The organism is Sutcliffiella horikoshii (genome assembly GCF_021991925.1).
Lineage (GTDB): Bacteria > Bacillota > Bacilli > Bacillales > Bacillaceae_I > Sutcliffiella_A > Sutcliffiella_A horikoshii_F.
The window spans coordinates 1-23,804 of the sequence record NZ_RXZI01000006.1; the positions used below are offsets into that span (position 1 = coordinate 1).

The 23,804-nt window shown below is 38.8% G+C and carries 33 protein-coding genes and 1 pseudogene; 19 read left to right on the top strand and 15 right to left on the bottom strand.

Going from position 1 to position 23,804, the window contains the following annotated elements:
• Window positions 1-583: 583 nt before the first annotated feature.
• Window positions 584-1,342 (top strand): Nif3-like dinuclear metal center hexameric protein, encoded by a 759-nt coding sequence (locus EKQ44_RS14915; RefSeq protein WP_237664347.1) that lies wholly within the window; start codon window positions 584-586, stop codon window positions 1,340-1,342.
• A 54-nt stretch (window positions 1,343-1,396) separates the two neighbouring features.
• Here EKQ44_RS14915 and EKQ44_RS14920 read toward each other — a convergent pair whose 3' ends face one another.
• Window positions 1,397-2,116, bottom strand: coding sequence for a DUF459 domain-containing protein (locus tag EKQ44_RS14920; RefSeq protein ID WP_237664348.1), 720 nt, complete (start codon window positions 2,114-2,116; stop codon window positions 1,397-1,399).
• A gap of 120 nt (window positions 2,117-2,236) precedes the next feature.
• Between EKQ44_RS14920 and EKQ44_RS14925 the strand changes: the two genes are divergently transcribed.
• On the top strand, window positions 2,237-2,701 hold the full coding sequence (locus EKQ44_RS14925; RefSeq protein WP_237664349.1) for a DUF4306 domain-containing protein: 465 nt from the start codon (window positions 2,237-2,239) through the stop codon (window positions 2,699-2,701).
• Between the two features lie 40 nt (window positions 2,702-2,741).
• Here the strand turns inward: EKQ44_RS14925 and EKQ44_RS14930 are convergent, their stop codons facing one another.
• Window positions 2,742-4,223 (bottom strand): esterase/lipase family protein, encoded by a 1,482-nt coding sequence (locus tag EKQ44_RS14930; protein ID WP_237664350.1) that lies wholly within the window; start codon window positions 4,221-4,223, stop codon window positions 2,742-2,744.
• Between the two features lie 242 nt (window positions 4,224-4,465).
• Here EKQ44_RS14930 and EKQ44_RS14935 point away from each other — a divergent pair, with 242 nt between their 5' ends.
• The gene (locus EKQ44_RS14935) at window positions 4,466-4,771 is read left to right on the top strand and encodes a hypothetical protein (protein ID WP_237664351.1); all 306 of its coding nucleotides are present in this window, start codon (window positions 4,466-4,468) and stop codon (window positions 4,769-4,771) included.
• Window positions 4,772-4,783: 12 nt separating this feature from the next.
• On the top strand, window positions 4,784-5,176 hold the full coding sequence (locus tag EKQ44_RS14940; protein WP_237664352.1) for a DUF2085 domain-containing protein: 393 nt from the start codon (window positions 4,784-4,786) through the stop codon (window positions 5,174-5,176).
• Between the two features lie 29 nt (window positions 5,177-5,205).
• Here EKQ44_RS14940 and EKQ44_RS14945 read toward each other — a convergent pair whose 3' ends face one another.
• From EKQ44_RS14945 to EKQ44_RS14955, 3 genes are all read right to left on the bottom strand, one after another.
• Window positions 5,206-5,967: a hypothetical protein gene (locus tag EKQ44_RS14945; protein ID WP_237664353.1), complete on the bottom strand. Its 762-nt coding sequence runs from the start codon at window positions 5,965-5,967 to the stop codon at window positions 5,206-5,208.
• Window positions 5,948-6,166 (bottom strand): helix-turn-helix transcriptional regulator, encoded by a 219-nt coding sequence (locus EKQ44_RS14950; protein WP_237664354.1) that lies wholly within the window; start codon window positions 6,164-6,166, stop codon window positions 5,948-5,950. Before EKQ44_RS14950 ends, EKQ44_RS14945 begins: the two co-directional genes overlap by 20 nt.
• A 121-nt stretch (window positions 6,167-6,287) precedes the next feature.
• A complete protein-coding gene (locus EKQ44_RS14955; RefSeq protein ID WP_237664355.1) occupies window positions 6,288-6,914 on the bottom strand; it encodes an alpha/beta hydrolase in 627 nt (208 codons plus the stop codon).
• Between the two features lie 142 nt (window positions 6,915-7,056).
• Between EKQ44_RS14955 and EKQ44_RS14960 the strand changes: the two genes are divergently transcribed.
• From EKQ44_RS14960 to EKQ44_RS14980, 5 genes are all read left to right on the top strand, one after another.
• On the top strand, window positions 7,057-7,392 hold the full coding sequence (locus EKQ44_RS14960) for a zinc ribbon domain-containing protein YjdM (protein WP_237664356.1): 336 nt from the start codon (window positions 7,057-7,059) through the stop codon (window positions 7,390-7,392).
• 330 nt (window positions 7,393-7,722) lie between these two features.
• A complete protein-coding gene (locus EKQ44_RS14965; RefSeq protein ID WP_237664357.1) occupies window positions 7,723-8,145 on the top strand; it encodes a hypothetical protein in 423 nt (140 codons plus the stop codon).
• Window positions 8,146-8,218: 73 nt separating this feature from the next.
• Complete coding sequence (locus EKQ44_RS14970; RefSeq protein ID WP_237664358.1) at window positions 8,219-8,383, top strand: hypothetical protein; 165 nt, start codon at window positions 8,219-8,221, stop codon at window positions 8,381-8,383.
• A 64-nt stretch (window positions 8,384-8,447) separates the two neighbouring features.
• Window positions 8,448-8,894 (top strand): GNAT family N-acetyltransferase, encoded by a 447-nt coding sequence (locus EKQ44_RS14975; RefSeq protein WP_269151691.1) that lies wholly within the window; start codon window positions 8,448-8,450, stop codon window positions 8,892-8,894.
• A 51-nt stretch (window positions 8,895-8,945) separates the two neighbouring features.
• The gene (locus EKQ44_RS14980; protein ID WP_237664360.1) at window positions 8,946-9,482 is read left to right on the top strand and encodes a DinB family protein; all 537 of its coding nucleotides are present in this window, start codon (window positions 8,946-8,948) and stop codon (window positions 9,480-9,482) included.
• A gap of 351 nt (window positions 9,483-9,833) precedes the next feature.
• Here the strand turns inward: EKQ44_RS14980 and EKQ44_RS14985 are convergent, their stop codons facing one another.
• Window positions 9,834-10,463: a LysE family translocator gene (locus tag EKQ44_RS14985; RefSeq protein ID WP_237664361.1), complete on the bottom strand. Its 630-nt coding sequence runs from the start codon at window positions 10,461-10,463 to the stop codon at window positions 9,834-9,836.
• Window positions 10,464-10,592: 129 nt separating this feature from the next.
• On the opposite strand from EKQ44_RS14985, the gene EKQ44_RS14990 reads away from it, so the two are divergent.
• Window positions 10,593-11,669, top strand: a complete 1,077-nt coding sequence (locus EKQ44_RS14990; RefSeq protein WP_237664362.1) for a YqcI/YcgG family protein — start codon at window positions 10,593-10,595, stop codon at window positions 11,667-11,669.
• Window positions 11,670-11,871: 202 nt separating this feature from the next.
• The gene (locus EKQ44_RS14995) at window positions 11,872-12,498 is read left to right on the top strand and encodes a nitroreductase family protein (protein ID WP_237664363.1); all 627 of its coding nucleotides are present in this window, start codon (window positions 11,872-11,874) and stop codon (window positions 12,496-12,498) included.
• Window positions 12,499-12,543: 45 nt separating this feature from the next.
• Here EKQ44_RS14995 and EKQ44_RS15000 read toward each other — a convergent pair whose 3' ends face one another.
• The 3 genes from EKQ44_RS15000 to EKQ44_RS15010 form a co-directional block, all read right to left on the bottom strand.
• Complete coding sequence (locus EKQ44_RS15000; protein WP_237664364.1) at window positions 12,544-13,314, bottom strand: alpha/beta hydrolase; 771 nt, start codon at window positions 13,312-13,314, stop codon at window positions 12,544-12,546.
• A 102-nt stretch (window positions 13,315-13,416) separates the two neighbouring features.
• The gene (locus EKQ44_RS15005; RefSeq protein ID WP_237664365.1) at window positions 13,417-13,839 is read right to left on the bottom strand and encodes a ferritin-like domain-containing protein; all 423 of its coding nucleotides are present in this window, start codon (window positions 13,837-13,839) and stop codon (window positions 13,417-13,419) included.
• 446 nt (window positions 13,840-14,285) lie between these two features.
• A complete protein-coding gene (locus tag EKQ44_RS15010; protein WP_237664585.1) occupies window positions 14,286-15,182 on the bottom strand; it encodes an alpha/beta hydrolase in 897 nt (298 codons plus the stop codon).
• A gap of 321 nt (window positions 15,183-15,503) precedes the next feature.
• Here EKQ44_RS15010 and EKQ44_RS15015 point away from each other — a divergent pair, with 321 nt between their 5' ends.
• Window positions 15,504-15,902, top strand: coding sequence for a VOC family protein (locus tag EKQ44_RS15015; protein ID WP_237664366.1), 399 nt, complete (start codon window positions 15,504-15,506; stop codon window positions 15,900-15,902).
• 7 nt (window positions 15,903-15,909) lie between these two features.
• Here EKQ44_RS15015 and EKQ44_RS15020 read toward each other — a convergent pair whose 3' ends face one another.
• Window positions 15,910-16,683, bottom strand: a complete 774-nt coding sequence (locus EKQ44_RS15020; RefSeq protein ID WP_237664367.1) for a class I SAM-dependent methyltransferase — start codon at window positions 16,681-16,683, stop codon at window positions 15,910-15,912.
• A gap of 170 nt (window positions 16,684-16,853) precedes the next feature.
• On the opposite strand from EKQ44_RS15020, the gene EKQ44_RS15025 reads away from it, so the two are divergent.
• Window positions 16,854-17,225 carry a VOC family protein gene (locus EKQ44_RS15025; RefSeq protein ID WP_237664368.1) on the top strand — a complete coding sequence of 124 codons (372 nt, stop codon included), beginning with the start codon at window positions 16,854-16,856 and terminating at the stop codon, window positions 17,223-17,225.
• Between the two features lie 54 nt (window positions 17,226-17,279).
• Here EKQ44_RS15025 and EKQ44_RS15030 read toward each other — a convergent pair whose 3' ends face one another.
• Together EKQ44_RS15030 and EKQ44_RS15035 are read right to left on the bottom strand one after the other, a co-directional pair.
• Window positions 17,280-17,465: a hypothetical protein gene (locus EKQ44_RS15030; protein ID WP_237664369.1), complete on the bottom strand. Its 186-nt coding sequence runs from the start codon at window positions 17,463-17,465 to the stop codon at window positions 17,280-17,282.
• A 37-nt stretch (window positions 17,466-17,502) separates the two neighbouring features.
• The gene (locus EKQ44_RS15035; RefSeq protein WP_237664370.1) at window positions 17,503-17,835 is read right to left on the bottom strand and encodes a hypothetical protein; all 333 of its coding nucleotides are present in this window, start codon (window positions 17,833-17,835) and stop codon (window positions 17,503-17,505) included.
• A 295-nt stretch (window positions 17,836-18,130) separates the two neighbouring features.
• Between EKQ44_RS15035 and EKQ44_RS15040 the strand changes: the two genes are divergently transcribed.
• The 3 genes from EKQ44_RS15040 (at window position 18,131) to EKQ44_RS15050 (ending at window position 19,786) form a co-directional block, all read left to right on the top strand.
• A complete protein-coding gene (locus EKQ44_RS15040) occupies window positions 18,131-18,538 on the top strand; it encodes a hypothetical protein (protein ID WP_237664371.1) in 408 nt (135 codons plus the stop codon).
• A 38-nt stretch (window positions 18,539-18,576) separates the two neighbouring features.
• Entirely contained in the window at window positions 18,577-18,783 is a 207-nt protein-coding gene (locus tag EKQ44_RS15045; protein ID WP_237664372.1) for a DUF6366 family protein, read from the top strand.
• Window positions 18,784-18,859: 76 nt separating this feature from the next.
• The gene (locus EKQ44_RS15050; protein WP_237664373.1) at window positions 18,860-19,786 is read left to right on the top strand and encodes a phosphotransferase; all 927 of its coding nucleotides are present in this window, start codon (window positions 18,860-18,862) and stop codon (window positions 19,784-19,786) included.
• A gap of 66 nt (window positions 19,787-19,852) precedes the next feature.
• On the opposite strand, the gene EKQ44_RS15055 is transcribed toward EKQ44_RS15050, so the two are convergent.
• On the bottom strand, window positions 19,853-20,068 hold the full coding sequence (locus EKQ44_RS15055) for a hypothetical protein (protein WP_237664374.1): 216 nt from the start codon (window positions 20,066-20,068) through the stop codon (window positions 19,853-19,855).
• A gap of 146 nt (window positions 20,069-20,214) precedes the next feature.
• On the opposite strand from EKQ44_RS15055, the pseudogene EKQ44_RS15060 reads away from it, so the two are divergent.
• Window positions 20,215-20,541 (top strand): annotated as a pseudogene (locus EKQ44_RS15060) (YnfA family protein).
• 95 nt (window positions 20,542-20,636) lie between these two features.
• Here EKQ44_RS15060 and EKQ44_RS21475 read toward each other — a convergent pair.
• Together EKQ44_RS21475 and EKQ44_RS15065 are read right to left on the bottom strand one after the other, a co-directional pair.
• Window positions 20,637-20,771, bottom strand: a complete 135-nt coding sequence (locus EKQ44_RS21475) for a hypothetical protein (protein WP_269151683.1) — start codon at window positions 20,769-20,771, stop codon at window positions 20,637-20,639.
• A 54-nt stretch (window positions 20,772-20,825) separates the two neighbouring features.
• Window positions 20,826-21,746 (bottom strand): hydroxymethylglutaryl-CoA lyase, encoded by a 921-nt coding sequence (locus EKQ44_RS15065; RefSeq protein ID WP_237664375.1) that lies wholly within the window; start codon window positions 21,744-21,746, stop codon window positions 20,826-20,828.
• Window positions 21,747-21,892: 146 nt separating this feature from the next.
• On the opposite strand from EKQ44_RS15065, the gene EKQ44_RS15070 reads away from it, so the two are divergent.
• Together EKQ44_RS15070 and EKQ44_RS15075 are read left to right on the top strand one after the other, a co-directional pair.
• Window positions 21,893-23,077 (top strand): acetyl-CoA C-acetyltransferase, encoded by a 1,185-nt coding sequence (locus tag EKQ44_RS15070; protein ID WP_237664376.1) that lies wholly within the window; start codon window positions 21,893-21,895, stop codon window positions 23,075-23,077.
• 20 nt (window positions 23,078-23,097) lie between these two features.
• Entirely contained in the window at window positions 23,098-23,787 is a 690-nt protein-coding gene (locus EKQ44_RS15075; RefSeq protein ID WP_010194325.1) for a CoA transferase subunit A, read from the top strand.
• Window positions 23,788-23,804 lie beyond the last annotated feature (17 nt).

The following is a 23,804-nucleotide window of genomic DNA, read 5'->3' on the forward strand; positions in this document are numbered from 1 at the left end:
GTATGAAGACAATCTTGAGGGTGAATTTCGGATGAGATTGTCATCATCGGGTGTATGAAGACAATCTTGAGGGTGAATTTCGGATGAGATTGTCATCATCGGGTGTATGAAGACAATCTTGAGGGTGAATTTCGGATGAGATTGTCATCATCGGTGGTATGAGAACAATCTCGAGGGTGAATTTCTGTGAAAATTGTCATCATCGAATTTATCGAAAACCATTTCGAGGTGGAAGCCATCATTATTAGACCTCTTGAAGTGAAAGTGGCTCAAGGTTGCCCTCTGGATAAGTGAAGCCGGTTGCGAAAATCAAGCGCCTTAAATTAGATTACAAAAATAACTAGAAATTAAACAATTTTAGGCTTGTCAACAGTCTGGCAGGTTAATACTTTAACCTGCTTCATTGTTTTGAAGTGATATAGCTGTAATCCGAGCAATCTATTCAATCATTCATTGCATAATGCAAGAGCTATTGAAAGGTGGGTTTGCCCTTAATCGGGAATTAAGTATCGAGTTAATGATTGTAATTTGAAATAATTGGAAGGTGTAGTAGGTAACACCCGAAAGTGTTTGGGAGGAAATTATGAATATCACACAATTTAAAACTATTATTAATAAGCTTTTTCCTGGAAATTTAATGGAGGAATTTAATGATGATTACGGTTTTAACAACACTTCCAATAACATAATAAAGACGATTGGATATTCAACGAACCTTTCAATTGAAGTAATAGAACAGGCAAAAACAGCACAAGTTGATTTAATCCTAACCCATCATGACGCTTGGGATTTTATTTATGGATTGAAAGATGAATGTATAAAGAGATTAAAAGAGTATAACATCAGCCACTTCTGGATACATGGCCCCCTTGATTATATTGAATTCGGGACGTGCACTTCATTGATGAATAAAATAGGTATTGATAACATCATACGTTTTTCCGAGTATAAGAACTATAGTGTGCCTGGAATAGGTGAGTTTAACGAAGCTAAAAGTTTTGAAGACCTTCTAAAAAAAATGAAAATTGAACTGAACGAGCCTGTAAGAGCGTGGAAAAACCATAAGAACAAGGTAAAGAAAGTCGGTGTATTGACTGGTGCAGGTCATTCAACTGATCATATAAAATTTGCCTTTGATCAGGGCTGTGATACATACATAACTGGAGAGGTAAGTTTATATACCATTCAATATGCGCAGTTTGTAGGTGTAAATCTACTTGTTGGAAGCCACACCTTTACGGAAATATTCGGAGTGGAAAGTTTGGCACTAGAGATTATGGAGCGTAACGTAGATTTAACCTTAATTCAACTTAAGGAAGAACACTTTGAGTTAAGTAATTAAGGACAGCCCGTCCGTTACCAAGAAAAAACGCTCAATATCCTGAGCGTTTTTATCCTAAAAATCATATTCATTCACTATCTTTTTGGTTATCAATTCATATCCCTTTTCATTCGGATGCAAGGAGTCACTGAAATACTCCTTTGACTTTTCCTTGAAAAGGTCATTGGTGGAAATAAATTTAATCCGTTTATACTCATCCACAACCTCTTGGCTATTTGCATTCCACTCCACAATGATATTTTCATGGTCTGCAGAATCTGGATAGGAATTGTATAATCCGAGAAATAATATCGGAGCATCTTGATTTTCATGGCGAATGTTCTTAAGAATTTCTTGTATATTCTTCTCGTATACCACAGCGCCTTCTTTGATTTTTTCTTCATTGATTCCTTTTAAGTCGCCGCCATTGCTTTGAATTAAATCATTGGTTCCGATAAAGAGGATGATATAATCGGCGGTGCGAATGTCCTTTTGAATGTTGGTAAGCTTCACTTGCTTTACTACACCGTCCGATTCTTGTCCGGGGATTCCGTAGTTTTTCACTGTTACATTCGCGCCTTTCTCTTCCTGAATCAGTTTCTCTAAATTTTCTACGTAACCTTCACCAGACTTGTCACCAACTCCATATGTCAATGAGTCTCCAAGTGTGACCATCGTTTTCGAAGATTGATCTGAATCAGTTGTTTCCTTATTGTCCTGATAGCCATTATAGAAACCTGCCCCAATAAGAGCAACGACCATTAAGGCGGCAGCATAGATGATTGTTTTTTTCATAGGTGAACCTCCTCAATGTTGTAGTAGTTCCCTATTGTAAAAATAAATAAACGGACGATTAAAACCTTTTTGCTTATAGAATCGTTTAGTTCATAGAAGGTATATAGAAGGGGGATATAAATGAGTTTGAAGAAAACTATTCCATTCGGTCTGGCATTTTTGTTTTTCTTCATCGCAACATTCGCTGCATGGTATGAGGGGAGCGGGTTGATAGATGACACTTTTGAATGGAAGCACACAGCAATTATCACTTCATGGATGAACAATGGGGAAGTGGAAAGGGGAAACATATCACAACTAGACTACTTTGTATATTCCATTAAGTTTAAACCGCTCTTTCCCATCATTATGCTAGTAAGTTTCATGTACATGTTAGTCGCTTTAGGCCAACAATTAATTAGGCAGGAAAGATTCGTGAATATGTTTGTAATATCATTAGGAATTTTACTATTGATTGGTGCAACATTTCTAATAGGGTCTCCTACTGCAGGGGCAAAAGCATTTATGTTTTCACAACTGATTACTGCGAGTTTGCTAATAGGATATTCCCTAATCCGTTTTAATAGAAAAATACAATTAGATTAACAAAAGTGCTCATCCCTCAAGGGTGAGCACTTTCTTGAAATCAGTATCTATTTCCGTTTTTATCTACATAAACAGATTTCACAATCGTTCGTTCAAACGGATTCCCGTTTTTCGTGGTTCCTTTCACATCGAGAGTGATGGTGTAGACACCTTCTTCTTTAAAGTCTAGGTCAACCTTACCTTTATTGGCAACTTTCATCCCAAAGTCGGCTTTAGCCTTTCCATCTTTATTGATTTTGACATCCACATTCATATTTTTCACTTTTTGTCCTTTATTTTTTAATTCGAATGTGGTATCTTCCAAGACCACTTCCTCATTTAAGTCGGTATGGTATCCAACTGTCATCAAGTAAGCGGCTTTATCCTTTTTGGCCTTTACGGTCCATTGTCCTTGTTCAGGTGCCGTAATTTGGAAAGTGTGGTGGTGTCCGCCTTTAAAAATTTCCTGATCGATGGAATGAACAAAGGTTGAGTACACCTTCCCGGAAGGACTTATCACTTGAATGTCTTTCGTTTGCTTGTCGCTCAACCAATCTAGGTCAATTTTTTGTACATTCTCTTCAACTGTGAAGGTTTGTTGCACTTCGTTCTGGAATTGACCACCACGATGAAGCGCACTTATATGGATTGGATCCTGTTCCACAGGTTCGATTGTTGCTGCAGCTTCGCCAAGTGCAATGCCGGCTGTTTGTGTAATCGTCAAATATGGACGGAAGTATTGGAATGTACCGCCTTCCCGTACCGTCGTATGGTTCCAGTTGCTTACTCTTACTTCTGTACTATAGTTTAGGCGGGAGTTGCTGACGGTGACGGCACCATCATTGGATCCATACGAGCTTAAATATAGGCCACCCCAGTAAAGGGAAGATCCAAAGCTGCCCCAGCTGGTTCCGGCGAGTGTATAGATTTTATTCCGATTCCGGTTTGTATGATTATCCATTTGAGGTCTGTAGCTGTTCATATAACCGGTTTGAAGTGAGTAGGTTGCATCATTTTTACTTCCTAAAATGCCTGAAAGCCAGCTTGCCCAGCCACTATAAGCAAGGTCTGCAAGCTGTGAACCATAATGAGGAGTGGATAAAGTGATGAGGTTAGATACATAAGGGTGCGCTCCATAATGAACAAGAGCGTTCTGAGAATCAATGCCGCCTTTACTGTGTGCAACAATCACAATCTTCTTTTGGTTAAAGTGGTTGGCTATATCGCGTATCCGATTGTTGATGATGGCTCCGTTATCCCACATATTCTTATCTGGATGAACATCAATGAATGCCGTTTCATATCCATTGCTCAGGGCTGTCTGGTACATATTATTGTTTTCCCACCAAGTCTTTGATGAACTGTTGATTCCGTGAACAAATACAAGAACCGGTTTGTTTGGATCGACGTTACTTGGTGTATCACCCACATACCATTGGCCGGGTACACCACCAGGATTGTCTTTTCCGCCAATCGTACCTGCATTAACTGATACTGGTATAACTAGTAAAGCTACTAACAATAGGACCACCAACCTTTTCATTTCAACACTCCTTTTTGTATATAAATAGGAGATATCTCCCCATCTATTCTATCGGAAAAGGGAACGCTTTCAGAATAGATTCTCTTAAAATGAGCGGATGGACGTGGAGATTTTCACAAAATAATAGGAAAAAAGATACATATTCGACAAGTGTAAGCAGGATTTTCATGTTGAGGAAAGAATTGTAAGGAGTGTAGGAAAGGGTATTTATCAATCAACTAACAACAAAAAGAGGGTTGCATATGATTTTTATATTATGGGCTTTGTTAAGTATCACTTCCATAGGCAGTATTTATGGAATCATTGTCTCGAGTTCAACGTCTGAGCTCGTTGCTAGCATCGTTTTTCTTATTTTAAGTGTGATTGGATTGTTTGCAAGCATCCATTACTATATGAAGAAACGGGATAGGAAGACAAAAGATACAAGTGGTGGGATATGGGATTGTTTCTATTGTCATATTCCACTTCCAAGATCTTCAGAAAGTTCATCTTCAGGGAAATCAAATGGGCTGGACTGCACAGATTGTGACTGCAATCCATTTAATTAAGGGGGAAAGTAAATGAATGAGTATGTTCATGCTTTGATCACCCTACGTTTTTTCCCTTGTCATAGAAAAAAAGAACGATCCCTTGTCATAGGTGGCAAGCAATTCCCTATGTGCTTCAGGTGCATGTCGATCTTGCTTGGTTATTTTGCTGTTGGCCCATTATTTTGGCTAGCAGCCGATGTTTCCTTTTTAAAGATGCTAGTAATAGGTATTCTTTTGAACATTCCGATGGTGATGGACGGATATACACAACTACGAGGCTGGAGGGTGAGTAATAATTTTCTCCGATCCTTTACGGGATTAACAAGTGGAATTGGTATGTCTTGTATTATTGTGGCAGGTTCCTTTCAGTTTCATCGGGGAATCCAGGGATTGGCGAAATTACTAGATTCAATCATAAGTTAACCCAAAAGGGCATTGCTTCGCGCAATGCCCTATTTGCATGTGAATTTCGTCAGGCTCCACAAGCTGCTTTTTTCTATGACAGCAGTTCCTCCCTCTTCCATACATGCTTCCATCTGGGTTGGGATGCTTTGAGAGTGGTATTGTATATGAGCAAGTCTACCGACAGATAATAAGACAATGATGAGACTGACAATCGCAGTTCCCTGAACAATGCTCTTATTCGCTTTGGAAAGGTCATTGTCAGTATTTTTACCTTTACTGCCGAATGAATAATTGCCAGAGAAGAATTGGTGGATTTCACTGTAAAATATAAGATTCTGAAATATAATGACAAGCAAGATCCCCATAATAAAAACAAAACGATGAAGAGGGAATACCATCAAAAATGCGAGCAACGGAAGTGCATTTGCATAAAGTATGTAGACTTTTTTTGTGGCATTTTTGGATACTTGTTGAAGCATTTCATCATCTTCCAATAACTCACCTGGCCGGTAAAAAAGAAATAGGTACAGTTTTTCTCTAGGGTTGTACTCATTGTGTTTTCTATATCTGCGATAAAATGCAATATAGAAAGATAAAAGTAACAAGATACTAACTATAAACAATTGGATGGAAATTAAACCCCAATTAAAGGAAGTCACTGTGCCTTTTACAACGAAAAAAGCATCAACATGATGAATCATTAAATCAAACAACCCTACTAGACTAAATGTCAGTGGCATCAATAGAATGCAAAATGCGATGGTCCAAAGTGGAAGTTGAATCCGTAAATCATCCTTCATTTTCGTCATCCTCTCCTTCTAACCAAAATAACTCATCTACCTTTACCTTCAGATGCTTGGCAAGCCTCAAAGATAAAGCGATGGACGGCGAGAATTCCCCTTTTTCAATAAAACCGATTGTTTGCCTAGTTACGCCGACTAAACTGCCCAAATCAGACTGGGAAAAACCGTGTCGAGCCCTTAATTCCTTCACCCGATTACAAAGCATATACTTCTCCTTTTTGTTAACTTTTATATACTTAATGTAAAGTATAATTAACATAGTGTCAATAATACTTACCATTTGCTCATGAAAAAACAGTACAAGAGTGACCTTGTACTGTAGTAATTTAATAGGGGAATTGGATAATGTTCTCTATGACTTCCTTTAACATGTCAATGGAACCTAACACATCTTCTTTATTTTCAAGGCTGTGATCTCCGTTAGGAATCAGTAGAGTGTTTAAAGCTGTATTAGCTTCTAGGTTTGCAAATCGCTCTTCCCGATAGCAGAAATCTTTATCGCCAATGATACATAGGGCATTCTTATCATTCTGTAACATCGCTTGATACACCTCATCACGATGTAATAACGGAGTAAGCCAAATGGCGGAAGCGTTCAAAAAGTTTGGATGTTTCACCAACTTGGTCAATGCAATGGTGCCAATTGATTTGGCCACTATTACAAATTGATCATAGTGTGTTTCTTTCAAAGACTCATTCAATGTATGTAAAACATTTTTGCAAAACCCTTCCGAATCAAAAGGATCAAGTTCCGCTTCGCTAAATCGGTAATTGATTTGAAGTACATCGAAGCCCTGGTTGAAGTAGTGCCCTGAAGAAAAGTGAAGCAACGGCCCTTGGGAAGTATAACCTGCTCCAGGTAAGATGATGGCAAGTTTTGTAGTGGTTTCTTTTTGTTTCATTAAATTAGTAGGAAATACCTTGACTTCTGATATCTGGTTTTCAAGTATCATAGCTTCACCCCGGATATGAATTTGAAAGAATTATATCATGTAATTTAGTAATTAAGGGAAAAAATGTATGATTAATTTTAGGAATAAACTATGCTATGCTAAAAATTGTTGAAAATATAGTGTAAATGGAGGAAGTGGGTACATGTCATCATTACCAAACTGTCCAACATGTAATTCTGAATATACATATGAAGATGGAAACTTACTGGTATGTCCAGAATGTGCATTTGAATGGACACCAGGTGCGGAGAGTGTAGAGGAAGAGAAAGTGTACAAGGATGCAAATGGCAATGTCCTTATTGATGGAGATACGGTAACTGTCATAAAAGACTTAAAAGTAAAAGGCAGTTCTTCTGTTGTGAAACAGGGAACAAAGGTAAAAAATATCCGCCTAGTGGATGGGGATCATGATATTGAATGTAAAATTGAGGGCTTTGGTGCAATGCAGTTGAAGACGGAATTTGTAAAGAAAGTATAAGATGAATCCTTTTTGGGTTCATTTCAGTGTGTAGACAAAGTCCAAAAATGATAGAAATCTCTAGTTGATCTAAGTGGAAGGAGCGGAGACTCCTGCGGGAGGAAGGGACTTGGAAGACCCCGCAGGGCGTAGCCCGAGGAGGCTTCCGGACCGCCCGCGGAAAGCGAAGCTCCTGCAACGAAGATCAACTCTTCCAACAGATAACCTAACTAATTTATAGTTTGTCAACAGTCTGAGATGAATCCTTTTTGGATTCATTTTTTTGTAGTCAGTTATTGGAATTTAATGCTAAAATTAGATATCGGTCAGAGAGGCAAAGGGGAAGAGAAAGTGAGATATTTTACATATGAATTATTTCTTGCTCTAAACGATCAAAATTTAAGTCATAAAGAAGAAGAGAAAATTCAGAGCCAGTGGAATCATAATTTAGAAGATTATAGATTATCTTATAAAGCTTTGGTTGATAGGATGCAACGAGAGGTCTATTCACATTTTAGCGGGTGGGGGTTTCATGATTTCCAATTAATAAGCTTTGAAATAAAGCATAAATGTTTGAGGAAAATGGATGTAAAGCTATCCTTAAGTAATGACGATGGTTTGAGTAAAAATTTTCTATTATTTCATGATGTGTCCTTTTTTAAGTATCATCATGAAAACTATTCTAACGAGAAATCTGTAATGAATCGTGATAAGGATAATTGGTTATATGAAGAATTTCTATCTGTCGATCCTTGCACACTATCTTTTGAGTGATTTTCTCTTCAGGAGCGTGCATTGCAATAAAGTTTCCAAACCATGCTGTTTCCATCATAGAGGAGGGAATTTAATGTTTAATGGAATTATTCTTGCTATTTTAGTAGTCCTTTTTTCTCTACTTTTTGGAGCGATGGGGATGGAAGAAATGCTCTACACGTTTCTTTTTGCATCCATGTTTTTTAACATATACATGGTTGTACAATTAAAAAAGGTAAGGAAAAAGATGAATAAGTAACATTCAATGTCAGCTGACTAATTTTGTAATAAACAGCAAAGAGGAGAGATGCTAAGTGAAAATCATGATTGATGATGTTACACATCCAGCCGTCATAAAGTTTGTAGAGGAGCACATGAGAAATTTAAACCTGCTTTCTCCACCAGAAAGCAACCATTATTTAGACCTTGATGCTTTGAGAAAACCTGATGTTACTTTTTGGAGTGTGTGGGAAGGCGATGAAGTGGTTGGTTGTGGAGCTCTTAAGGAGTTGGATGCCAAAAGTGGTGAGGTGAAATCCATGAGGTCTTCGTCGCTTCATTTAAGAAAGGGTATTGGGGCACTGGTTCTACAATCCATTATTCAAGCAGGGAAAGAACGAGGCTATCAGAATTTGTATCTTGAAACAGGTTCAATGGAGGCGTTTTATCCTGCGCAAAAACTGTATAAAAGTTTTGGATTTGATTATTGTAAGCCATTTGCCGATTACGAAGAAGATCCTAATTGTGTTTTTATGGTGAAGGAATTATGAATTTTAGAAATAAGAGGAAGGTTTTGATTTTAATCTAAAAGGGGGCTTTACATGTCTACAATAAGGGATAAAACGTTTATATTGGAAGCCACTGTAGGATATAACCATGAGATCGGTAGGCTTTTGGCTATGATGGAGTATGCAAGAATGACAACCATTGAGGCTATTCAGCATTTATCGGTGGAAGAATTAGACTATAGAATAAATGCACAGGGAAATTCAATAGGCAGCCTTTTATTACATATCGCATGCGTGGAAGAAGTTTATCAAATACTTACCTTTGATGAAAGAGAGCCCACAGAGAAAGAGATGGAGAGGTTGGAGGCTGGATTGACACTAGGTGAGAAAGCAATCCATGAATCAAAAGGGAACAATGCTTCCTTCTATATTCAAAAGTTGGCCAAAGTCAGGGAGCAAACAAAGTCCCAACTAAAGAAAAAAGAAGACAGTTGGTTGGACGAAGAGTTTCCATTTGGTCCTAATCATGATGCCAACAACTATTTCCGTTGGTTTCATGTCTTTGAGGATGAATTGAACCATCGGGGGCAAATCAGGTTGATTTCCAGTCATTTTAGGAATAGAGACTAACTTTTTGTATATTCAACATGATGTTTATTTGTATTTGCACACTCTACCGCTTTTAACACTTAGAGCGGGGAGTGTTTTTTTATGGTTGTCTAAGTTGACTTGGGAAATGCAGAAGAAAATCTGGGAAATGTAGAAGATCGGCACTAAAGTGTAGAACATAAGCTACAATATGTAGAAGTTCACCTCGGAAAGGTAGAACCCCTTTATGTAGGCAGCAAACAGGCAGACAAATTTCTCTTTTTTCCGTTAAGGGCCTGAGCTCGTCAAAGTAGTAATACCGACTTGTATCCAAATCCATAAATCAATCCCCCCAAAAAGCAATATCCTTAAAATCAAGGTTATCCGCTGTACTTATAAAATGAGATTCAGAAACTTTGACAAAAATGGGAAAGCAGAAAATGTTAACAATACCCCTGCCCCAAAATTAACGGTTTTAAGGATCTTTTCTTTGATGAACGCGCGGGCAAAGTGAACAGTAAAGGCGATATTCAAGTTCCATAGGAAAATCCCGAGTATCAATGACATACACCCTACTAGTCCAAATATCCAACTCTTCTCGGAAAGAGAGTGGAGGGAGGAACCAAAAATACCGAACCAGAAAACAAAATTGATGGGGTTAAAGGCAGCGATGCTGAATCCTACAATGAATGAATTTCTTTGAATGGGTTGTCCAAGGTCAAGATTCATCCTTCTTGTAAATGAGCCATAGATAGTGGTTATCCCCAAGTATAACAATATAGTTCCACCGACTCCGTACATGCATATTTCTACCCATATTATCTGGAGATATGGTTCCATACCAAGTAAGATACTGAGTAAAAACAAAATATCAGCACTCATCCCACCTAATCCTACTAACCAGGAGGAATAAAAGCCAGAGGAAATACCGCGCTTTATCATTTCTAGATTGATCGGCCCAATAGGAGCAGCCAAGCTTATACCAAGTACCATAAACTGAAGAATTGTCCATAATAGTTCCATTGTCATTTGCTCCTAAGGCCAAGTCTTGTCCATAAAATTATATGCTTTGGCAAATCAGTTTCATGCATAGATGGGCAGATTTGTTCGTATTTATAAATAGTACTTTGCTTAACTAAAGGGGGAGAATGGGTGCAGCAATTAGATATGGAAACACTTTACTCACTTAAGAATATTCCTCCATGGGGGAGAGCTGTCTTCTCGGAATTTTCAAAGGATATGTTGTCTGAAACTCGTCCGTTTCCTTGTATATTTGGGGTAGAAGGGTTTAAACAGGGATCGCTACGTTTTGCTTTCATTGAAAGTCCGACAAGTCCCACTGCAATGGAGAATTTGGCGGATACCTTGAAATTGTACTTAGAAGAGGCGAGAAAACTCGGAAAAAATACATCGTTTGTTGCATTCTTTAAGCCAGAAGAGAAGAAAACATTAGAAGAGTATGAAAAGCAATTCTGGAATATCCTTCAACACCTCCATCAGTTGGATGATAAAGAATGGCCGGATGACATACCTGCTGATCCAGAACATTATCTATGGGAATTTTCTTTTCACGATGAACCAATGTTCGTTGTTTGCAATACGCCAGTACATGAAAAGCGGGCGAGTAGGAAAGCGACGACCTTTATGATCACATTCCAACCAAGATGGGTGTTTGATGGCATAAACGGAGATACGCAAATCGGGAAGATGTTTCAAAAAACGGTCAGGGATCGTATAGAAGTGTATGATAAGGTTCCTGCTCACCCTTCACTTAACTGGTACGGAAAAACGGAAACAAGAGAATGGAGGCAGTATTTCTTGATGGATGATAATAAAATGGAGACGTCAAAATGCCCATTTCATGCTTCGTTGGAGAAGGAGAAAAACAATACGTCAAAGGTTGCTTATGCGTTCCCTTCAGATTTTAAAGAATTTAGAGTAGAACGCGGGGTAGGGGGAAGCCTTGAAAAAGTAACAATGGAATTATTACCTACTAAGGGAACAGGGTATGTGGAAGTCCAGAAAGATGAGCCGTTCAAAGCCCATCCTGCCCATACTCATCCTACAAATGAGGTCTTACATATTCTGAGTGGGAGTGTCTCTATGGAAGTAGGAGGAGAGCTCATTACCTGTCAAGAAGGGGACCGAATCTATTTACCAAAAGAAACAGTCCACGGTTCATTAGCAGGGATGGAAGGTTGTTTATATGTCATTGCGGTTTTAAAATAATTTGGTAACTCCATTCTGTATTATCAGAATGGAGTTTTTTCTATTCTAAAGGGGAAAATAATCTATAAGTGGTCATTCCATAACTTTCAAATGATACATGAAACTTCCAATTATCTCGAAAGTATATATTTTGACATTGAGATATCTGTGTGTTAAAAATGATTAGTAAATAAATTCAACAAGAAGAAGGAGAGATTTCTTCATGAATAATACAACTACTAAAGCAGCAATCGAAACAATGAAAGAACGTCATTCTGTACGTAAATATACCCGATATGATATGCCTCAAAACGATCTGCAAGATATCTTAGAGGCAACCATCACTGCACCATCTTCTTGGAACCTGCAACATTGGAAGTTCCTTGTGATTCAATCTGATAGCCAGAAAGAGAAGCTTTTACCTATTGCCTACAACCAACAGCAAGTGGTGGACAGCTCTGTCACTATTGCCATATTAGGTGATCTTGAAGCTAACCAAAATGCGGAAAGAGTGTATGGAGAAGTGGTGAAGAAAGGATTCATGACTCCTGAGGTAAAAGAAATTCTAACGAATCAAATTCATGGGGCTTATACAAACGATCAGTTTGCCCGTGATGAAGCAGTTATGAACGCATCGTTAGCTTCTATGCAATTAATGCTTGCAGCAAAAGAAAAGGGCTATGATTCTGTACCAATGGGTGGATTCGATAAAGTGGCATTCAGGAAAGAATTTAATATCCCAGAGCGTTATGTACCCATAATGCTGATATCTGTTGGTAAAGCAGCCGCGGAAGCCCACGGGACATTACGATTCCCATTAGATGAAGTTGTAACATATGAAACGTTTTAAGAAATAAGGGGGAAAAGGACTCGTTCATCGCGAGTCCTTTCCCATTTACTTATATAGGAACTCAAACATAGCAGGGAGCCGCTCACGCCATGCAGCCTCATTATGAACTGCATCTTCCACCACATCAAAGCGTACTTTACCAACTTTCTTCACCAATAAATTATATACACTTTGACTAGAGTCGATATAGATTTGATGGTTAATAAAAGAAGTATCTTCTTTTGTACCGACATCCATATATAAACGTTCGACTTCACTCATATCACACTCTTTTATGTATGTCTCTATTTCAGACTGATTAATCCAGTAGGCAGAAGATAAAGAAGCAACTCGTTTAAAAATATGCGGGTATTTACATGCCGCATAAGTAGAGATCAATCCACCCATGGAACTACCTGCCATTGCTGACTCATCGGCTAAGGTGCGATATCTTTCATCGATCAAAGGCTTTAATTCAAAAGTTAGAAAATCAATATACTCTTTCCCTTTACCCCCTGTAAGGTTCTCATCATTGAAAAGACTTTGTCCCAACTCTCTGTTTTCCCAGGGGGCATATTCATTAAAACGCTCAAAACCTTCATGGTTGCAGTCAATACCAACCACAATGATTTCAAGGTCTGACTGCTGCTCTAAATACTCTTTGATCCCCCAACTTACACCAAAGCTTGCTTCGCTGTCGATAAACAGATTTTGTCCATCATGCATATATAAAACAGGATAATGCTTGTCCGTTGTTTCATATCCTTTTGGTAAGAGAACGCTCACTCTTCGTTCTGATTGAAATGGGGTGATAGTAACGGTGAAATATTCCAGCATGCCAATTCTCCTTTGTCTCTATGTTTCTTTTATTATAGTAGACTTTATAGGGGTTAGGTACAAAAATAAAGTGGACGGCCGTAAACCGTCCAACTTCTAAATTTACCGCAAATGTTTCTTCAAAAGTTCTATATGCTGCTTATGCTCATTCAGTATGGATTGGACCATATTTCTACTCTCCGAATCCAAATCACCTTTTACAAATTCCGCCATCATATCAGAACCAAGTTCTTCTCCATGTATCGCCCCTTCAATAATCGCGCGAGATTCCTTGGGATAACCCTTTACCTGCTGAACCCTCTCCTGAAAAGCTCCGATAAGGCCTACATCATCGACAGCTTCGCCACCAAGGTTTTGAATTCTTTCTGCTACAAATATGGCGTGCATCTTATGGTTCTGCTGGATCGTTTGTAGATCTTTCTTAATTGCTTCATCCTGTGTGTTTTTAATAAAATGTTCATATGCATGAATGCCCATGAACTCGCCTTCTAAAAAGGCGTTCAATTCCTTTATTTGCTCATCCATTCTTCTCACTCCTTTTAAGTTGCCACTATCCTTATATTTCATTTAATGATAGGAAAATATTCTTAAGGAAAATTGGGGTCTAGGTTTTTGCTTAAATGATCGTTCTTTTAAATGTCCGAAGATTTTTGATTTATGACCGAAGATTCTCGAAAGTTGACTGAAATTTTGGGGAATTTGACCGAAGTTTTCCAGTGTTTGACCGAACGACCTAACATTGTTGTCCGAATAGAAGAGTCATTTGACCGAACCACCCTAATAATCAGAGCTAGAATGTCCGAACAAAGGAGTGGCTTGTCCGAACCATAATAACATACGCTCAAAACCTCTTATTCCTTTTAGATTTGGTGAAATTACATTAAAATCTCCAAGCCAAGCCGAATCATGCCCAATAAAATTGCCCTACAATAAAAAAAGAACAACCACTAATATGATTGCTCCTTAAAGTATTACTCTTTCCCGCCAAATCCAATTTCCTGCAAAAATTCATCAATTGCCTTTTCATATTCCTCGCGATTTTCAGTATAGCTCATCGCATGCATACCGTTTCTAGCGACATATAGCTGCTTTTTTCCTTTTTTCTTTTCGAAAAGTTGCTGAGTCATCATGATCGGAATAAAGTCGTCAGGCTCACTGTGAATAAATAACACTGGATTCTCGATGTTTTCAATAACGTTGATTGGTGAGACATCTCGAATGGAGTACTTATCCCTTATGCGTAAAAAAGTATTGGCGATTGGCATGATAAGCTGCTTTGGAATTTTGAAATCCGCTTTCAAGCGATAGGTCAACTGTTCTTCAAGATCTGAAAAAGGACAATCAGCGATATAGAAGTCAGCACCATCCTCCAATCCGCCAGCATACATCAGCAATGTGGCAGCACCCATGGATTCGCCATGAATCCCAATGGTTGCTTCACTTACAGCATGTTCGCGAACCCAATCGACAACGGCTTTTAAATCATGCTTTTCATAAAATCCATAGCTCGTTGTCTTGCCACCGGACTTTCCGTGTCTACGATGATCATATAAAACGACATTCCAGCCTCTTTCAAGGAAAATGTTCATGTATTTAATCGAATTGAGGGTGTTCTGTGTGACACCATGACTGAAAATCATATAACGAGTAGAGCCTGGTACATCAAACATTTCCCCGTAAATATTGTAGCCAAGGGGAGAGGGGATGGTAAGTTCACGTTTAGGAAGCTTTGTATAAACATCTTCTTTAAAGTGCCCCAGTAGCTTTTCACGCTGTAGAATTTCTTCGTTTGTTTTTTTACGAATGTACATTACTTTATTGGTGAAAAAAATTCCGACAAACAAAATATAGGAAAGTAAGATGCCCATAACGATTAAAATGCGTTTTAGCTGTTTCACCGTAAAACCTCCAAAAGGATATATATACCATAGTTTATCATTTGGATAAGCCAGAAGGGAAATGGGAGTGGGATGTTAAGCTGTAATTTTATAAAAATGAACGTTTTTTTATGATATGATTTGGAGAAAGAGGTGTTATATGATGGGAGCTAATTACTCACGTCGTAGAGGAGATTATGGAACCACATGGTGGTAAGTTCTTTGAAGGTTTTTCGATAGGTAAAAGATAAATAAGTTTATCATCAGTGATATACTAGCAATATTAATTTTAGTAAGGGGATGTAACCAATTATGAAAATATCGGACATGCATCATGTGAGCCTAGCCGTAAAAGATGTGAAGGAAGCAAAACACTTTTATGGAACACTTTTAGGCTTACCTGAGTTAGAAAGACCAGATTTTGATTTTCCTGGAGCATGGTATCAGGTAGGGAATTCGCAGCTTCATTTAATTCAAAATAAACAAGCAGAAACCCTGAGGGGCGAAAATAAAATTGACAGTAGAGATGGCCATTTTGCCATCAGAGTGGACGATTATTATCAGACGGTGGAATTCTTACAAGGTAAAGGCATTGAAATAGTGGAAAAACCGCATAGCAAAAGCGGCTTTGCACAAATCTTTTGTATGGATCCTTCCAATAATTTGATTGAATTCAATGTAGATCAGAAGGACTTAAATGGAAAGGGGTAGTCACATTTTAACTACTCCCTTTCTTTTGGCAAACATAGACCATTTGAGGACTTTTTGAGGTTAATGAAATTTTATTCCAGTCTCCGTATTCATGCAACACATTGAATCCATGTTCATTTAAGAGCCGTCTCATCTCCAATGGGAAAACATAACGTAATGAAATTTTATCTTTCTCGATGAATTCTATCTTTGGCCCATTAAAAAATCTTCTTTCTGTCTCGCAGTGAAGGATCTGTGTCATGGGCTCGTACGTTTCTTTATGGTACTCGGCCACCTGCATACCATTAGAGTGCTTAAAATGTTCTTCATACTCATCTACCTTTGATAACTCATCCATAATCGGATTTCTTGTATCAAAAATGAATATTCCTTCATCTTGTAAGTGATGATGAACGGATTGAAAAAGTGCGTCTTGTACCTCATTGGTCAAGAAATGTTGAAAGGAGTTTCCACTCATGAACATGAACTTAGTGGATTGTTCCATTGATAACTTAGTGCAATCCTGTAAGAACCATTGAATGGATAAATTTTTATCAATAGCCTTGGACTTCGCCTGATTTAGCATCCCTTTATGGATATCCACACCAATCATTTCATGCCCATTTTCAGCCAGTGGGATAGTCAATCTTCCCGTTCCACATGCCAACTCAATGATAGGACCACTCTCCGGTGCCCATTCAAGAATTAGTGGCAAATCTACTAAAAAGTTTTCATGAATACGATCATACTCCCTAGCGTCTGCATATTTTTCGAGATTTTCCTTGAAAATACTATTCATCATTTATCCCCTTTTTGTACTGCTTCATATGTAAGATTTAATTTAAATCTCCTTAAAGATTATTATAAAATAAATAGAATGAAAATTCTCTACTTTCTATTTTGATAAAGTTGATATAATAGTAAGGAGAAAACTTAAAAAGGCTAGGTTATTCCTATCCAGGGGGAGGAACGATGAAACTAGGCGCATTTTCAGTCAGTTTAACGGTTAAAGACATCCATAAATCAAAAGAATTCTATGAGTGTCTCGGGTTTGAAGTATTGGGAGGGGAAATCAGCCAACATTGGTTGATTATGAAGAATGAAAGTTGTGTTATCGGGCTTTTCCAAGACATGTTTGAGAAAAATATTTTGACCTTTAATCCAGGATGGAATCAACATGCAGAGAACTTAGATGAATTTACAGATGTCAGAGTGCTTCAAAAGAACCTTAAGGAAAAAGGAATCAAAATCCTGACAGAAGCAGATGAATCAACTAAAGGACCGGCGAGCCTTACAATAGAAGATCCAGATGGCAATCCTATCTTAATTGATCAGCATCGATAAAAAAGGTCGACTTGTTCGGGGAGGATCCCCTCAGCAAGTCGACCTTTGTTGTTTTTACCTTTTTAAAATTTCATCCAGGCTATTTACCATATCCCAAGAAAATTTCGGTAACATTGAAAATAAATTTTGGTCGGTTACCATGGCTGCCATAACAATCGACAAAAGGAACAACCCTGTCATAGCGATTAAAAATGCATAAGTTTCCATGGATTTTTGAAACTCTGTTTTCTGATTCATCATCTTTCCTCTTCTCTGTGAGTTAGTATCCAACCATTATCTAAATCACTGTAAAGGAGAGGTAACCACCTTCATAAAAGTAAGGTGTAAGAAATAGGCGAGCTATTGCCAGGACGTCTCGATTGAATGAATGCTTGTATGGGAAATGATGAATGTCTATTGTAATAGCAAGAGATGATTCAAAAGAAATGTCCTTATTTTTTTGCCAGCCGTTTGTATTAGGAGCCTGTATAGCCGGTTCAATATGCATGTCGCCATGAGAGGATATTGTATCCCCGGATAAAGGAAAAGAGTGTGCGATTTCTCCATAGGCCAAACAAGGAAAAGAAAGAATAAAGATAGCTATAATTATGTAAAGGCGTTTATCCATCATAATCACTTTCCTTGTTAGTTTGATTAGGATTTATTTTACTCTCATTCCTTGCTATTGGCAATATCATGTTAACATCACCGAGAATAATATGTAATTTTATGTTAAATTTGTTATAGATTAATAGAAAAAGGAAAAAGGGGGAGTTTGGATGGTTGACAGTGTTCTTACGTTAAAGTTTCTTATTAGTTTAGTGGTGATTGGAGCATTATTAGCCGGTTCAGTTAGGCTAATGTTTAGAAGAAATAGGTTTGGACCACTCTTTGTTACTTTGGTGGTGTTAGGAGGAGGGTACTTCTTGTTTGACCAAATAAGGTCCGATACGTCTGATGTTGCGGTATTTAACGAAGTTCGGGAGGATAGTGTGATAAGACATCTGAAGATAAGAAAGGTTGAATTGGAGAGAGGTACCTATACATTTAAGGAAAGCATTCTGATTGAAGAAGAGGAGACGATTCGTGAGATATTGAAAGACTTATCAGGTCTTGATTTGAAAAGGGAATATGACAAGGACCCAGGCGGGGCAGATTATGTACTTGATTTGCTGATATCTAATCCTAAGGATAATTTGATGGAAACAGGTACGATCCATATTACAGTAGGAAAAGACTATATAAATGACTACAAAATCGTGACCGAGAAGGATCATTTAAAGACACTCAAAGAGTTAGAGGATAGGGAAGATTTAGTGTGGGAGAAGGATTAATGAAGTCTGTGACACAATGGTTATAAGGAGGGGTCCAAGTGGGAGAAAAAGATAGTGCAAAGAGAAAGAGGGAAAGATTAAAACAAAAGGAATGGAAAAAGAATCCAGGTGGAACATTTAATGACGGATTGACTCGAGGGATGGTTGGTAGCTTGGTTGACCTTGTAGGCGCCGTGAGTTGGAAGGTTACAGGAGTTTTCCTTATTATCTTGATTGTTGTCCTCATTGTATTGGCAATATTTTAAAAATCTAATGGACCGAAATAGAGTTATGATGGATAATAAATCTCTATGCATCGTAAATAAAGGGGATGTGGTTAGAATGGTCAAAGTTATGCAGCAAGAAATTCCGTTCATGAGAGAAGCAAAGAGTATACAACAACTTACCAAGGGTTTTTCAAATGATCAGAAGTTCGTAATGGATGATAAGTATCTTATCCGTCTTTTTCCTATAGAAGATGCAAATCATAGAAGGATAGAGTTTGAAACCATTATGGTGTTATCCTCATTTTCGGATTTTGTGCCAGAAGCAATCGGATTTAGTGTACAGGAAAACTTAGGGGTGGCTTATATGGTATTGTCATATCTGCCAGGTAAAGATGGGGAAGAGGCGTTAAGTAGTTTGACAGAATTGGAGCAGTATCAAGTTGGGTTTCAAGCAGGGGTGGAATTAAGAAAATTGCATGAGTATCCTGCACCGGTTGGCTCTGAACCATGGAACATCGTTAAGAAAAGAAAAAGTGACAGATACATAGAAGAATTAAGGTTACTAGAAGAATTAGATACCGGGGTATGTAGTAATCTTATAAGCTATATAAAATCAAATGAGTACTTGATGGATGGACGTCCTAACAGATTCCAGCACGATGATTTTCATCCTAGTAATCTTATTGTAGAAGGAAAGGAATTCAATGGGTTTATTGATTTTCAGAGAATGGACTGGGGAGATCCCCTACATGACTTACAAAAACTCGGCTTTTTTGGAATAAAGGTAAGTGTTCCTTTTTCCATGGGTGCCATTGATGGATACAATGGTGGAGAAAAAATTAGTGAGGAATTCTGGAAGTTATTTGCTCTCTATAGTGCGATGCATGTAGTTTCAGCATTCGTGTGGGGTAAGAAAATGGGAGAAGAGCAGTATGATCTGTTGTCTCGCTATGCGATGGATGTTTTAAAAGATCATGATGATTTTAGGGAGCATGTTCCTCGTTGGTATAGGGAAGATTCTATTAGACAGAACATAAAGTAAGGGGCTGCTTTGGTCGAATAGATTCAAAAAAGAGGTTCTTCCATTGAGAACCTCTAAACTTTGAACCTATTTCTTTTTCTTTTTCGATAAGTCCACAAAGCCTTTTTTTACTACTTTCTCCAAGGCCACATGGACATTGATATGACGGTCGTCCACATGGATCACACTCAAGACTTTCCCTTTCCTTCCCTTTATTCTCAATTCCTCATCCACATTCGGAAACTCTTTTCGGTACTGACTTAAAACGACATTTTTATTTTCCATAAAGTATACAAAATACATAGAGATCTCACCTATTTCAATTAGAATGGGTTATAGGAGTTCGCTCATATAACACTTTTTACAAAATATGATTGGATACATTGTTTTAGACCTTATTTGAAGGTAAGGTAAATAGAATTGATAGGAATATTTAGGGAGTGTTGATCTTGATACATGCTTTTGCTCTTTTTTTCATGGCTGGAATAGCAGAAATAGGGGGTGGCTATCTAATATGGCTTTGGCTAAGAGAAGGGAAGGCTGCTTACTTGGGATTGGCTGGTGCACTTGGCCTTGCGCTATATGGAATCCTAGCAACGTTTCAAAGTTTCCCTTCATTTGGTAGGGTATATGCTGCATATGGGGGAGTGTTCATTATACTTTCAGTACTTTAGGGTTGGGGAGTGGATAGAAAGACTCCAGATTTTTATGATTGGGTTGGAGCGGCGATCTGTTTGGTCGGTGTGGGTGTCATGCTATTTGCACCTAGGAGTTGAGGATACAATGAGGACAATGTTCAAGGTATTGGAATACATAGTCTAAAAAGAAAGAAACTGCACCGCTGCAGTTTCCATCCATAAAAAACCTATGATTATTGCTCCGAGTTCTGACGCTTTGTCGGATGGCTCGCGCGTTCCACTTCTTCAGCAGAAACAACCTGTTTCACGCTTTCAGCATTGGGCTGTCCCTTTTGGCTGGGACCATTATGCTTATTATGCTTGGACATATAGGCCTCTCCCTTCCTTATTCTCCTATTTAATGTGGGTAAGGGAGCAAGGATTTATACACCGGGTGGTACAGCAGTACCATTCGCTTGTACAAGTTTAAAATACTGACTTTCATATTGCTTGTCCAAATGAGGTAGGAGGTTCTCCAAGGCTCTTACGACACGCTTCAAGTTGATACCTGACTCAATGCCCATTTGCTCTAGCATATAAACAACATCTTCCGTTGCAACATTACCAGATGCTCCCGGTGCAAATGGACAGCCACCAAGCCCTCCTGCTGACGTGTCAAATCGGTCCACGCCTGCTTGAAGGGCAGCAAAAATATTTGCCAGGGCCATACCGCGGGTGTTGTGGAAATGAGCGGTTAACATCACATCTCCTAGTTCCTTTTTCAAAACAGAGAAAAGCTGAAAAGATTCCTTTGGATTCGCCATTCCGATTGTATCTGCAACACTCAACTCATCCACTCCAAAAGCAACAAAGCGCTTACATAATGAAACAACATCTTCCATTGCTATTTTCCCTTCGTAAGGACAATAAAACGAAGTTGAAATACAGGCACGCACAAAATACCCTTGTTCTTTTAGTTCTTTTACTAAAGGTTCCAATTCTACCAAGCTTTCCTCGGTAGTTTTATTGATATTTTTCTTATTGAATGTATCACTCACCCCAACGAACACAGCTGCATTATTACAAGAGGTGCTTCTTAATCTTGCAATGCCTTTCTGATTAGGTACCAACACAAAATTTCTAGACTCACGATCATTGCAACTTTCGATGATAGTAGCGGCATCTGACATTTGCGGTACCCACTTTGGTGAGACAAAGGAGGTCAGCTCCATCTCCTGGATACCGGCTTTCTTTAATTCACTTATAAATTCAATTTTCGCATCCGTTGGTACAAATGTTTTCAAATTTTGTAACCCATCACGAGGGCCGACTTCGATAATAGTGGCTTTGGACGGCAAGTTCATAGTTGTTCCCCCTTTACGAATAATTTCTCCCATTCTTAATTTTATGGAATAGAAGGGGATAAAAGCAAGAATAATAGAAATTTTATAAAAAAAGAAGGATTTTCGACATGAATCTAGAAATTAATCAGTCGAGAGGAGAGGAAATTATGTCGAATAAAGAAGTAGTCATTGTAAGCGCTGTCAGAACAGCGATTGGAAGCTTTGGTGGGGCATTCAAAGATGTTTCCGCTCCACAGTTAGGATCAGTTGTGATTAAAGAAGCGCTCGCAAAAGCGGGGCTTGCACCAGATAGTGTAGATGAAGTAATCATGGGAAATGTTTTGCAGGCAGGGCTCGGTCAGAATCCTGCAAGACAAGCAGCGATGGCAGCAGGCCTTCCTCAAGAAGTATCTTCCATGACAATTAATAAAGTATGCGGATCGGGATTAAAAGCAGTTCACCTTGCAACACAAGCCATCCTTGCTGGAGATGCAGACATTGTCGTTGCCGGTGGGATGGAAAATATGTCTCAAGCTCCATATTTATTAAAAGGGGCACGTGACGGGTTCAAAATGGGCGATCAGAAGTTAGTGGATACCATGGTGGCGGATGGATTGACATGCTCTTTCAACGATTACCATATGGGAGTGACAGCTGAAAATCTCTGCACCAAATATGAATTAACACGAGAAGAACAGGATGAATTTGCTGCTAACAGCCAACAGAAAGCAGTGCAAGCAATCGAAGACGGAAAGTTCAAAGACGAGATCGTTCCTGTAGAAGTGAAGAAGAAAAAAGAAATACTGACGATAGATACAGACGAATATCCTAGAAAAGGAACGACGGCCGAAAAGCTAGGTGGGTTGCGGCCTGCTTTTAAAAAGGATGGTTCTGTTACAGCTGGTAACGCTTCCGGGATAAATGACGGAGCTGCGGTTGTTGTGGTGATGAGCAAGGAAAAAGCGGAAGAGCTTGGTATCAAACCGCTTGTAAAAATCGTTGCTAACGCAAGCAGTGGAGTAGACCCTAGCATCATGGGAATCGGTCCCGTTACTGCTGTGAAGAAAGCGATGGAAAAAGGTGGCCAGTCCATGGAAGAAATGGATCTGGTGGAAGCGAATGAAGCCTTCGCAGCTCAAGCACTTGCGGTCGGCAAAGAATTGCAGTTTGATCCTGAAAAGTTGAATGTTAATGGTGGTGCTATTGCTTTAGGACACCCGATTGGTGCCAGTGGAACTAGAATCTTAGTAACACTTATTCATGAAATGAAACGCCGTGAAGCGAAAAAAGGTCTTGCAACATTATGTATCGGCGGCGGACAAGGTGTCGCAACAATTGTAGAAAACATATAAAGAGAGAGGTGCAACCTAAGATGAAACCAATTTATACATCCTTTACGGAAGCGGTAAAAGACATCCATGATGGGGCTACCATCATGGTCGGCGGATTTGGATTATGCGGCATACCGGAGAACTTAATTCTTGCACTTGTGGAAACAGGGGTAAAAGATTTAACGGTCATTTCCAATAACTGCGGCGTTGATGAATGGGGACTCGGACTTCTACTGAAAAACAAACAGATCAAAAAAATGATCGGTTCGTATGTTGGAGAAAATAAAGAATTTGAGCGTCAAGTTTTATCTGGTGAGCTTGAAGTAGAACTAACACCTCAAGGTACGCTTGCGGAGAAAATCAGAGCAGGCGGAGCAGGAATTCCTGCATTCTATACACCGGCAGGAGTAGGGACTCCAATTGCGGAAGGCAAGGAAGTTCGTGAATTCAATGGGAAAGAATACTTACTTGAAGAAGCATACAGTGCTGATTTCAGTTTAGTGAGAGCAACAAAGGCTGATAAAATGGGGAACCTCATTTATAACAAAACGGCTCGAAACTTTAACCCAATGATTGCTGCTGCAGGAAAAGTGACCATCGCTGAAGTAGAAGAGCTTGTAGAGATAGGTGATTTAGATCCGAACCTAATTCAGACACCTAGCATCTATGTTCAACGACTAATCGTAGGACAGCAAGAAAAGAAAATCGAACGTGTTACCACAAGAGACTAGCAAGGAGGGGAACAAAC